The following is an 11,941-nucleotide window of genomic DNA, read 5'->3' as shown; positions in this document are numbered from 1 at the left end:
CATGCTGCTCTGGCTGGCGCAATTATTTCAACAGGATCTGAGTTTTCTGCGGGTCTTCAATTTCATCACCTTCCGCGCCGTGTTCGCCACGCTGACGGCGCTGCTGATCGGCCTGATCGCAGGCCCGTCCGTGATCCGCATGCTCACACGCATGAAGGTCGGCCAGGCGGTGCGCACCGACGGTCCGCAAACGCATCTGATCAAATCCGGCACCCCGACCATGGGCGGCGTGCTGATTTTGATCGGCATCGGCATTTCGACTTTGCTGTGGGCCGATCTCAGCAATCGTTTCGTCTGGATCGTGCTGATCGTGACGCTGGGTTTCGGCGCGGTCGGCTGGGTCGACGATTACCGCAAGGTGGTGCATCGCGACCCGGAAGGCATGCGTTCACGCGAAAAATATTTCTGGCAGTCGCTGATCGGTCTGGTGGCAGCCTTCTATCTGGCGTTTTCGGTGTCCGAAGTCAGCAACATGAAGGTGCTGGATCTGTTCGTGGCCTGGGTGCGTTCCGGCTTCAGCCTGGATCTGCCGCCCAAGGCCGATCTGATCGTGCCTTTCTTCAAGAGCATCAGCTATCCGCTGGGTGTGTGGGGCTTCATCGCGCTGACCTATTTCGTTATCGTCGGCACCAGCAATGCGGTAAATCTGACCGATGGTCTGGACGGCCTGGCGATCATGCCGACCGTGCTGGTCGGCGCCGGCCTGGGCCTGTTCGCCTACCTCACCGGTAGCGCCAGCTATGCTCGGTATCTGTTCATTCCGCATATTCCGGGCGCCGGCGAGCTGCTGATTTTCTGCGGCGCCATGGGCGGCGCCGGTCTGGCCTTCCTCTGGTACAACGCCTATCCGGCCCAGGTGTTCATGGGCGACGTCGGTGCGCTGGCGCTGGGCGGCGCGCTCGGCACCATCGCCGTGATCGTGCGTCAGGAAATCGTACTGTTCATCATGGGCGGCATCTTCGTGGTGGAAACCCTGTCGGTGATGATCCAGGTGGCTTACTTCAAATATACGAAGAAGCGCTTCGGCACCGGCAAGCGCGTGCTGCTGATGGCGCCGCTGCACCATCACTACGAACAGAAGGGCTGGAAAGAAACGCAGGTGGTGGTGCGTTTCTGGATTATTACCATGGTGCTGGTGCTGTTCGGCCTGTCGACGCTGAAGCTGCGTTGATACAGGCGCGTAAATGAAGTCGGATGGAAAAGCAACAAGCAGATTGGTCGGATTGAGATTGTGGAATTGAGCAGGATATCGATGAACTATTCAGGCAAACACGTACTGGTGCTCGGGCTCGGTGAGTCCGGCCTGGCGATGGCGCGGTGGCTGGTCCACTGCGGCGCCCGCGTGCGCGTTGCCGATACCCGCGAGGAAAGCGCGCTGGCCGCACGGCTGGCGGCGCTGCGCGAAGCTGCGCCCGATGCCGAGGTCGTGAGCGGTCAGCCGCTGACGCCGGCCTTGCTGGATGACATCGATTTCGTTGCCGTCAGCCCCGGCCTCACGCCGCATGGCGATCTGGCGCCACTGACGCCGCTCGCCGCTGAAAAGAATATTCCGCTGTGGGGTGAGATCGAATTGTTCGCGCAGGCGCTGGCCGTGCTGCGCGAAGAGCAGTTGTATCAGCCCAAGGTGCTGGCCATTACCGGCACCAACGGCAAGACCACGGTCACCAGCCTGACCGGCATGCTGTGCCAGCGCGCCGGCCTGAGCACCAAGGTCGCCGGCAATATCAGCCCGGCCGCGCTGGATGTCTTGCGCGAAGCGCTGATCATCGACGCCGAATTCCAGAGGCAGCGCGCGATCGATGAAGCGCAAGCCGCAGTGGAAGCTGCCGCAGCTGCCGAGGCCGCAGCCGTGCTGGCGGCAGAGCAGGCGCAGGTTGACGCATTGGCGGCGGCGCAGGCTCAGGCAGAGGCCGAAGCGCTTGCCGCAGCGGCAGAAATCGAAGCCCAGGCGGAAGCTGCAAAATTGGCAAGGCAGCAAGCCAGGGCGAACAAGGCTGCCGCCGCACTGATAGCAACAGAGAATGCGCCGGCGCAGAGCAGCGTGGCGGTTGCTCCGCCGGCACAGGCACAGCCGGATTCGCTGGATGCTGCTGATGCCCCGGCGGAAAGCGATGCGAGCAAGAGTGCTGAGCCGGTAGTCGCAGCGGATGACGGCGGCCAGGCTGCCGCGCCTGACGAAGAAAATCTCTCCGTAGAAGGCAGTGCAAGTGAATCGCCGCTGAATCCGGTCGCGGAAACAGCGCAGTCCTCAGAACTTGAACCGCTTGCTGAAGCTGGCCTTGAGACATCATTGGCGACGCCGCCGGATGTAATCGATGCCGCTGAAGCAGCGACCGAGGTCGGGGCCGAGAATATCGCTTCGGTGGATGCCCAGGAGTCCGAAGCTCAGCTGACTTCAGATGCTTCGGTATCCCGGGACGCTGCCGAAGCTGAACAAGATAGCGAGGCAATAGAAACGGCAGACGCCGCAGACACAGAAGCGATCGCTCCCGCTATCCTCGCCGTCGAAGACATGGATGCGCCGCTGATCGCTGTGCCGCCGCCTCCGCCGCCGGTGCCGGTGTATCGCGGCACGCTGCCGCAGGCCTGGGTGCTGGAGTTGTCCAGCTTCCAGTTGCACACGACGTACAGCCTGCAGGCCGACGCCGCCACCGTGCTGAACCTGACGCAGGATCACCTCGACTGGCACGGTAGCATGGACGCCTACGCCGCCGACAAGGCGCGCATCTTCGGCGAGCGTACCGTACGCGTGCTCAATCGCGACGATGCGCTGGTAATGCGCATGTCCGAGCCGAGCGCGCCGCTGATGAGTTTCGGCAGCGATGCGCCGACTTCACCGGAAAGCTTTGGCCTGATCGATGACAACGCCATGGCCTGGCTGGGCTATGCCTTCGTGCAGGAAGAAGACGAACGGCCGGAAGGCAAGCGCCGCCGCAAGAATCAGGTCGAACTGATTCCGCAGGTCACGCAAAAACGTCTGATGCCGGTCGATGCGCTGAAGATTCGCGGTCTGCACAACGCCATGAACGCGCTGGCCGCGCTGGCCCTGTGCCGCGCCGCCGATCTGCCGATGGCGCCGCTGCTGCACGGTCTGCGTGAATATGCCGGCGAACCGCATCGGGTCGAACTGGTGAGCGTGGTGCAGGACATCGAATTCTATGACGACAGCAAGGGCACCAATGTCGGCGCCACTGTCGCCGCGCTGAACGGCCTCGGCCATGGCGGACGCCCGAACCGGATCCTGCTGATTGCCGGCGGCGATGGCAAGGGTCAGGATTTCACGCCGCTGGCTGCGCCGCTGCAAAAATACGGTCGCGCCGTGTTCCTGATCGGGCGCGATGCGCCGGCCATCCGCGCGGCGGTGTCGGATCAGTCCGGCTTTGGATCCGGCGACAGCGGCATCGAACTGATCGATTGCCAGACGCTGGAACAAGCCGTGGCGCTTGCCGCCGAAATGGCGCGCGCCGGCGATATCGTCCTGCTCTCGCCGGCCTGCGCCAGTCTCGACATGTTCCGCAATTACGCGCATCGCGCCGAGGTCTTCGTTGATTCGGTGCGCGAGTTCGCACTCTCGCGCGGCGAGGTGATCGCATGAAACTGAGCATGCCCTCCATCCGCAATCTGATCGGCAGCGTAGTCGAAGGCGCGCCGGCCACTGCCATCAAGGGCCGGCTCAACAAGCCCGGCGCTGGCGGGCTGGGCGGCGTGGGCGGTATCGAACAGCGCTCGCGCATGATGGAATACGATCAGCCGCTGATCTGGGTGGTGCTGCTGCTGATGCTGTTCGGCATGGTGATGGTGTATTCGGCCTCGGTGGCGCTGCCTGATTCGCCCAAGTACGCGGCGTATTCGAACTATCACTTCCTGGTGCGCCAGGCGATCTTCATCGTGATCTCGATTGTGGCCGGCCTGATCGTGTTCCGGGTGCGCATTGAAACCTGGCAGCGCTGGGCGCCCTATCTGTTTGCGGGCACGCTGATCCTGCTGGCGCTGGTCCTGATTCCCGGCATCGGCAAGGGCGTCAACGGCGCCAAGCGCTGGTTGTCATTCAAGGTATTCAATCTGCAGCCATCGGAGCTGATGAAGCTGTTCGTGGTGCTGTACGCCGCCGACTACACAGTGCGCAAGCAGGCGGTGATGCACAAGCTGGTCAAAGGCTTTGCGCCGATGACGCTGGCGGTCGGCGTGGTCGGCCTGCTGCTGCTGCTGGAGCCCGATCTCGGCGCCTTCGGCGTGATCGTCTGCATCGCCATGGGGATTCTGTTTCTGGGTGGTATCAACGGTGTCTGGTTCGGCGGCATCGGCGCCACGCTGGTCGGCGTGTTTTCGATGGTGATCGTGTTGTCGCCGTGGCGACGCGAACGGATTTTCGCGTATCTGAACCCATGGGAAGAAGAGAACGCGCTGGGCAAGGCGTATCAGTTGTCGCACTCGCTGATCGCCTTCGGGCGTGGCGAGCTGTTCGGCGTCGGCCTCGGCAGCAGCGTGGAGAAATTGCATTACTTGCCGGAAGCGCATACCGACTTCCTGCTGGCGGTGATCGGCGAAGAGCTCGGGTTTGTCGGCGTGCTGGTGGTGGTGCTGCTGTTCTACTGGCTGGTCAAGCATGCGTTTGAAATCGGCCGTCAGGCGATTGCGCTGGACCTGACCTTCGCCGGACTGGTGGCCAAGGGCATCGGCATCTGGATCGGCGTACAAGCCTTCATCAACATGGGCGTGAATCTGGGTCTGTTGCCGACCAAGGGGCTGACTCTGCCGCTGATGAGTTACGGTGGCTCGGGCGTGCTGCTCAACTGCGTCGGTCTGGCGATTCTGCTGCGCATCGATTATGAAAATCGCATGCTGATGCGCGGAGGCCGGCTATGAGCGCATTGATGAAGCGTCCCGGCAAGCTGCTGATCATGGCGGCCGGCACCGGCGGCCATATCTTCCCGGGACTGGCGATTGCCGACACCATGCGCGCACGCGGCTGGCAGGTTTCATGGCTGGGTACCACGCACGGCATGGAGCGCGATCTGGTGCCCAGGCAGAACATAGAGATGGACAGCATCGTGTTTTCCGGACTGCGCGGTAAAGGTCTGGCGCATACGATCAAAGGCATAGGCCGGATGGTCGCCGGTTTCGCGCGCTGCTTCAGCATCATCGGCCGGCGTCAGCCGGATGTGGTGCTGGGCATGGGCGGATACGTGACCGTGCCTGGCGGTTTCATGGCGCGTCTGCGCGGCAAGCCGCTGGTGCTGGTGAATGCCGATGCGGCGCTGCTGCTGTCGAACAAGACCCTGGCGCCGTGGGCGGACAAGGTGCTGTTCGGCTTCCCGGCCGATTTCGGCAAGGCCGCCGGCAAGGCTGAAGTCACCGGCAATCCGGTGCGCAAGGAAATCATCGCGCTGCCGCAACCGGCGCCGCGTTATGCCGCGCACAGCGGCCCGCTGCGGATTCTGGTGGTGGGCGGCAGTCTGGGCGCCAAGGTATTGAACGATTGCGTGCCGGCGGCGCTGGCAAAATTGCCGCCGGAACAGCGGCCGCTGGTGACGCATCAGTCGGGCAAGCAACATATCGATGCGTTGAGAGCAGCTTACGCGCAGGCGCAGGTGCAGGCGGAGGTGCTGGCCTTCATCGACGACATGCCGCGTCGCTACGCCGAGGCCGATCTGGTGATCTGCCGTGCCGGTGCGATCACGGTGTCGGAGCTGACGGCTGCCGGCGTGGCCAGCGTGCTGGTGCCGCTGACGGTATCGACCACCTCGCATCAGCGCGACAACGCCAAATGGATGGCGGCGAACCAGGCGGCAATTCATTTGCCGCAAAACGAACTGAACCCGGACAGTCTGGCGGCATTGCTGCAGCAGCTGGACCGGGCGCAATGCCTGCAGATGGCTCAGGCTGCATATGAACAAGGCCGGCGCGATGCCAATGAGGCAATCGCGCGCGTGCTGGAAGGATTGGTAAGGCAATGAAACATCGGGTCAAAAACATTCATTTCGTCGGCATTGGCGGCTCAGGCATGAGCGGCATCGCCGAGGTATTGCTCAATCTGGGCTACGGCGTGTCCGGCTCGGATCTCGGCAGCAATGCAGCGACTCAGCGACTGGCGCAACTGGGCGCCTGCATCCGTTACGGCCATGCCGCGGAAAACATCGAAGGCGCCGACGCCATCGTGACCTCGACCGCGGTCAAGGGCGACAACCCGGAAGTGCTGGCGGCGCGCAAGAAACACATCCCAATCGTCCCGCGCGCGGTGATGCTGGGCGAACTGATGCGTCTGAAGAAGGGCATCGCGATTGCCGGCACCCACGGCAAGACCACCACCACCAGCCTGGTGGCGAGCGTGCTGGCGCAAGGCGGGCTGGACCCGACTTTCGTGATCGGCGGGCGGCTGACCAGCGCCGGCGCCAATGCCAAGCTCGGCACCGGTGAATTCATCGTGGCCGAGGCCGATGAGTCCGATGCCTCCTTCCTGAATCTGACGCCGGTGATCGAGGTGATTACCAACATCGACGCCGATCACATGGAAACCTACAACCATGACTTCGCCAAGCTGAAACAGGCCTTCGTCGAGTTCACCCAGCGCCTGCCGTTCTACGGCGTGGCGGTGCTGTGCATCGACGACGCCCATGTGCGCGAAATCATGCCGATGATTTCCAAGCCCATCCTGACTTACGGCTTCCGTGAAGACGCGGACATCCGCGCCATTGACGCCAAGGCAGTCGACGGGCACATGGAATTCACCGTGGTGCAGGAAGGCTATGCGCCGATGAAGATCAGCCTGAATCAGCCCGGCATGCACAACGTGCAGAACGCCTGCGCCGCAATTGCGATTGCGCGCGAGCTGGACGTGGACGATGCTGCGATTCAAAAGGCGCTGACCGAATTCAACGGCGTCGGCCGCCGCTTCACCCGCTACGGCGAGGTGCCGCTGTTCGACGCCGCCGGCAAGCCGGCCGGGCATTACACCCTGGTGGACGATTACGGCCATCACCCGGTGGAGACTGCCGCGACCATCTCGGCGGCGCGCGGCGCCTATCCGGGCCGTCGTCTGGTGCTGGCGTTCCAGCCGCATCGCTACACCCGCACGCGCGATCTGTTCGAAGATTTCGTCAAGGTCTTGTCGGCGCCCGACGTGCTGGTGCTGGGCGAAGTGTATTCGGCCGGCGAAGCGCCGATCGTCGCCGCCGACGGCCGCTCGCTGTCGCACGCCTTGCGCGTGGCGGGCAAGGTGGAGCCGGTGTTCGTGGAAGAGATCGGCGATATGCCGGCCACGATTCTCAATGTAGTGCGCGACGGCGATGTGGTGATGACCATGGGCGCCGGATCGATCAGCGGCGTGCCGGCCAGGTTGACCGCGCAGGCTTCCGGTCAGCAGACCGGGCAGGGGGCAGCATGAGCCAGGACAATAAAGCGCGCTTCGGCAAGGTCGGCGTATTGTTCGGCGGTCGTTCCGCCGAGCGTGAAGTGTCGATCATGTCGGGCAACGGCGTGTTGCAGGCCTTGCGCAGCAAGGGCGTGGACGCACATGCTTTCGACCCGGCCGAACGCAGTCTGGGCGAGCTGGAAGCCGAAAAATTCGACCGCGTGTTCATCGCGCTGCACGGCCGTTACGGCGAAGACGGCACGCTGCAAGGTGCGCTGGAGCAGATGGGTCTGCCCTACACCGGCCCGGGCGTGATGGCCTCGTCGATCGCGATGGACAAGATCATGACCAAGCGTATCTGGCTCGGGCATGATTTGCCGACACCGCGCTTCCTGGTGCTGGACGCACACGCATCGACGCCCGAGCAATTGCGCCAGGTGCCGGATGTGCTGGGCTTGCCATTGATGCTGAAGGCGCCGCATGAAGGTTCGACCATCGGCATCAGCAAGGTCAACGGCTATTCCGACATGCAGGAAGGTTTTGCGCTGTGCGCGAAATACGACGATGTGGTGCTGGCCGAAGAGTTCATCCGTGGCCGCGAACTGACGGTGCCGGTGCTGGGCAGCGGTCGCGATGCACGCGCGCTGCCGGTGATCGAGATCCGCGCGCCGGAAGGCAATTACGACTATCAGCACAAGTATTTCACCGACGACACCAAGTATCTGTGTCCGGCGCCTATCGATGCGGCGCTCACGCAGCGCGTGCAGCAACTGGCGGTGCAGGCTTTCAATGCGCTCGGTTGCCGCGGCTGGTCGCGCGTCGACTTCATGCTGCGCGAAGCGGCCGACGGTACTCAGGAACCGTATCTGCTGGAAATCAACACCTCGCCTGGTATGACCGGGCACTCGCTGGTGCCGATGGCGGCCAAGGCGACCGGTATGAGTTACGAAGATTTGTGCTGCGAGATTCTGCAACTGGCGGCGCTCGACATGACGCCTTCGAAAGACTGGACGCCGCAGGCGTCGCAGTAGAGATAGCGAACGGAGAGCGAGTAGCACTATGTGGCAAGACGTCAAGATGCTCAATGCGGTCAGCAGCGCGCTGGTGGCGCTGGCGCTGGTTGCGTTGATGGCATCCGGGCTGTGGTGGCTGGCGCAGCGGCCGATGTTTACGCTGCACGCGATCCGCATCGAAAGCGCGACCGAGCTGCCCTTGTCGCGCGTCAATGCGCTGACGGTGAGGGCGACGGCGGTGCCGCGGATCAGGGGTAATTTTTTTACCACTGATCTGAGCGCGGTGCGCTCGGCCTTCGAAGCGGTGCCGTGGGTGCGCAAGGCGATGGTGCGGCGTGAATGGCCGGACAAGCTGGTAGTCAAGATTGAAGAGCACCGGGCGCTGGGCACCTGGGGCGACGAAGGAAGATTGCTGTCGGTGAAGGGCGATGTGTTTACCGCCAACCTGGCCGAGGCCGAAGACGACGGCGATCTGCTGGAATTTGAAGGGCCGGACGGCAGCGAGAAAGAAGTGGTGGCGCGCTATCAGCAGTTTCAGCAATGGTTTGCGCCCATCAGGCTGGAGCCGGAGTCGGTGCAGTTGTCGAATCGCTATGCGTGGACGGTGCGACTGGATAACGGCATGACGGTGGAGCTGGGCCGCGAACAGGGCGATGCGGTGCTCAAGGATCGCATCGACCGGCTGGTGGCGGCGTATCCGCAGTTGTCGGAACGCCTGAGCGGTAAAAAGATTGAAAGCGTCGACATGCGCTATCCGAACGGTCTGGCATTGAAGGCCGACGGACTGGTGCTGGCAGCATTGAACGGAAAGAAAAAATAAGCGGAACGATATGACAAAAGACGCAAAAAACCTGATCGTCGGACTCGACATCGGCACCTCGAAAGTGGTGGCGGTGGTGGCCGAAGTGTTGTCGGACGGACGACATGAAGTGATCGGCCTCGGACAGTCCGAATCGAAGGGGCTCAAGAAGGGCGTGGTGGTCAATATCGAAGCCACGGTCGAGTCCATCCAGCGCGCGCTGGAAGAGGCTGAACTAATGGCCGACTGCAAGATCAGAAACGTCTATACCGGCATTGCCGGCAGCCATATCCGCAGCTTCAATTCGAGCGGCATGGTGGCGATCAAGGATAAGGAAGTAACGGCGGCCGACGTGTCACGCGTGATCGAAACCGCCAAGGCCGTCAACATTCCCACCGACCAGCAACTGCTGCATACCGTGCCGCAGGAATTCATCGTCGACAACCAGGAAGACGTGCGCGAACCGATCGGTATGAGCGGCATCCGTCTGGAAGTCAAAGTGCATATCGTCACCGGCGCCGTGTCGGCGGTGCAGAACATCGTGAAATGCGTGCGCCGTTGCGGTCTGGAAGTGTCGGATCTGATTCTGCAGCCGATGGCCTCGGCCGATTCGGTGCTGACCCCGGATGAACGTGAGCTGGGTGTGGTGCTGGTGGATATCGGCGGCGGCACTACCGACGTGGCGGTGTTTACCGAAGGCGCGATTCGTCACACGGCGGTGATTCCGATTGCCGGCGATCAGATCACCAACGACATCGCAATGGCGCTGCGCACACCGACGCTGGAAGCGGAAGAAATCAAACTGCGTTACGGCGTGGCCAAGCAGATTCTGGCCGATCCGACCGAAACGCTGGAAGTGCCGGGCCTCGGCGATCGCAATCCGCGCACGCTGTCGCGTCAGGCGCTGGCGGCAGTGATCGAACCGCGTGTCGAAGAATTGTTTGCGCTGGTGCATCAGGTCGTGCGCGAGTCGGGTTACGAAGAAGTGCTGTCCTCGGGCATCGTGCTGACCGGCGGCTCTTCGCTGATGCCGGGCATGATCGAACTGGCCGAAGACATCTTCCTCAAGCCGGCGCGCATGGGGACGCCGGAGTACAGCGGTCAACTGGCCGACGTGGTGCGCAGTCCGCGCTATTCGACGGTGCTGGGTCTGTTGCTGGAAGCGAAAAAGCAATACCTGCGCGGTTACATCGTGACGCGTCAGGAAGGGTCGGTAAAGGCGGTATGGCAGCGGATGAAGGAGTGGTTCCTCGGCAATTTCTGAGATGCATCAGGATGTAAAAAGTTAAGTGGTTCAAGGTCAATGGCGTTACGGTTTCGGTAGTTCAGTTTCAGGGTCAGCAGGTTTAGTTTTGGTTTTTGGTTTCAGCTTTTGTTTTGGTTAAAGAACAGACACGCAGTTCTCAGTTGCTAGTCGTCACATCGCGTGATGCCTATCAACTGCTAGCTGCACACACATATATTTAAGGATCTAAGGAGTCATCATGGAAATCGATATGGTCGACAATGCGACACTCGGCACCATCATCAAGGTGGTGGGCGTGGGCGGTGCAGGCGGCAATGCTGTGCAGCACATGATCAACAAGGGCGTTTCCGGCGTTGAGTTCATCACCGCCAACACCGATGCGCAGGCATTGAAGCAGTCCAAGGCCAACAATGTGATTCAGATCGGCGATACCGGTCTGGGCGCAGGGATGAAGCCTGAAGTCGGTCGTCAACTGGCGGAAGAAACCCGTTCGCGCATCGAAGATGCACTGCGCGGCGCACACATGGTGTTCATCGCCGCAGGCATGGGCGGCGGCACCGGCACCGGTGCTGCACCGGTAGTGGCAAAAGTGGCCAAGGAACAGGGCGCGCTGACCGTGGCCGTGGTCTCCAAGCCGTTTTCCTACGAAGGCCAGAAGTGCATGGACATCGCGGACGCGGGTCTGGAAGAGCTGGCGCAACACGTCGACTCGCTGATCATCATCCTCAACGAGAAGCTGGAAGAAATCTACGAAGACGACAGCATGATCGAATGGCTGTCGCACGCCGATGACGTGCTGAACAACGCCGTCGCCGGTATCGCGGAAATCATCAACGTGCCGGGCCATATCAACGTCGACTTCAACGACGTCAAGACCATCATGGGCGAGCAGGGCAAGGCCATGATGGGCACAGCGACTGCATCCGGCGTCGACCGCGCACGCGTGGCAGCCGAGCAGGCCGTGGCTTCGCCGCTGCTGGACGGCATCGACCTGTCCGGCGCGCGCGGCGTGCTGGTCAACGTTACTGCCAGCCGCAGCCTGAAGGGTAAGGAAATCAAGGAAGTCATGTCGACCGTGCGCGCTTTCGCTGCAGCAGATGCATCGATCGCGCAAGGTATCGCCTACGACGACACCATGGGCGACGAGATCCGCGTCACCGTGGTGGCGACCGGTCTGGGCCGTGCACGCAAGACGGTGCAACTGGTGCAGACGCCGATGCTGCGTACCGGTACGCACAACGAGCCGATGATGGCCGGCACCGGCACGCTGCAAGGCGGCATGGCGCAGCCGGCACCGACTTTCGGCGGCCTGAAGGCGCCGGCGGTATGGCGTCGCGAGTCGGCTTCCGACACCGTGCGCGCACTGGAAAAGAATGGCATGGAAACCTATGACATTCCGGCTTTCCTGCGCAAGCAAGCCGACTAAGCTGTCCGGGTAGAAGGAAGTACGACGGCGCCGGGTTCCGGTCAAGTTCGCGGAACACGACGCCGTCATAAACAAGGCATACTATCGCCTGCACGCCGCGCCCTGT

The 11,941-nt window shown here is 62.3% G+C and carries 9 protein-coding genes; all 9 read left to right on the top strand.

Annotated features, from left to right (window positions below; genetic code table 11):
- The first annotated feature begins 1 nt into the window (after position 1).
- The 9 genes from mraY (at position 2) to ftsZ (ending at position 11,835) form a co-directional block, all read left to right on the top strand.
- Positions 2 to 1,171, top strand: a complete 1,170-nt coding sequence (gene mraY / locus PQR62_RS10765; RefSeq protein WP_408157675.1) for a phospho-N-acetylmuramoyl-pentapeptide-transferase — start codon at positions 2 to 4, stop codon at positions 1,169 to 1,171.
- A gap of 81 nt (positions 1,172 to 1,252) precedes the next feature.
- A complete protein-coding gene (gene murD / locus PQR62_RS10760; RefSeq protein WP_408157674.1) occupies positions 1,253 to 3,595 on the top strand; it encodes a UDP-N-acetylmuramoyl-L-alanine--D-glutamate ligase in 2,343 nt (780 codons plus the stop codon).
- Positions 3,592 to 4,866, top strand: coding sequence for a putative lipid II flippase FtsW (ftsW, locus tag PQR62_RS10755; protein WP_408157673.1), 1,275 nt, complete (start codon positions 3,592 to 3,594; stop codon positions 4,864 to 4,866). Before murD ends, ftsW begins: the two co-directional genes overlap by 4 nt.
- Positions 4,867 to 4,874: 8 nt before the next feature.
- The gene (gene murG / locus PQR62_RS10750) at positions 4,875 to 5,957 is read left to right on the top strand and encodes an undecaprenyldiphospho-muramoylpentapeptide beta-N-acetylglucosaminyltransferase (protein ID WP_408157891.1); all 1,083 of its coding nucleotides are present in this window, start codon (positions 4,875 to 4,877) and stop codon (positions 5,955 to 5,957) included.
- Complete coding sequence (murC, locus tag PQR62_RS10745) at positions 5,954 to 7,384, top strand: UDP-N-acetylmuramate--L-alanine ligase (protein ID WP_408157671.1); 1,431 nt, start codon at positions 5,954 to 5,956, stop codon at positions 7,382 to 7,384. Before murG ends, murC begins: the two co-directional genes overlap by 4 nt.
- Entirely contained in the window at positions 7,381 to 8,382 is a 1,002-nt protein-coding gene (locus tag PQR62_RS10740; protein ID WP_408157669.1) for a D-alanine--D-alanine ligase, read from the top strand. The genes murC and PQR62_RS10740 overlap by 4 nt, the downstream gene beginning before the upstream one ends.
- 28 nt (positions 8,383 to 8,410) lie before the next feature.
- Complete coding sequence (locus PQR62_RS10735; RefSeq protein ID WP_408157667.1) at positions 8,411 to 9,184, top strand: cell division protein FtsQ/DivIB; 774 nt, start codon at positions 8,411 to 8,413, stop codon at positions 9,182 to 9,184.
- Positions 9,185 to 9,194: 10 nt separating this feature from the next.
- Positions 9,195 to 10,427: a cell division protein FtsA gene (gene ftsA, locus PQR62_RS10730; RefSeq protein WP_408157666.1), complete on the top strand. Its 1,233-nt coding sequence runs from the start codon at positions 9,195 to 9,197 to the stop codon at positions 10,425 to 10,427.
- Between the two features lie 220 nt (positions 10,428 to 10,647).
- Entirely contained in the window at positions 10,648 to 11,835 is a 1,188-nt protein-coding gene (gene ftsZ / locus PQR62_RS10725) for a cell division protein FtsZ (RefSeq protein WP_408157664.1), read from the top strand.
- Positions 11,836 to 11,941: the final 106 nt, after the last annotated feature.

This window comes from Herbaspirillum lusitanum, assembly GCF_046025995.1.
Classification (GTDB): domain Bacteria; phylum Pseudomonadota; class Gammaproteobacteria; order Burkholderiales; family Burkholderiaceae_D; genus Herbaspirillum; species Herbaspirillum lusitanum_A.
This window is presented reverse-complemented; position numbering and strand designations above follow the sequence as displayed.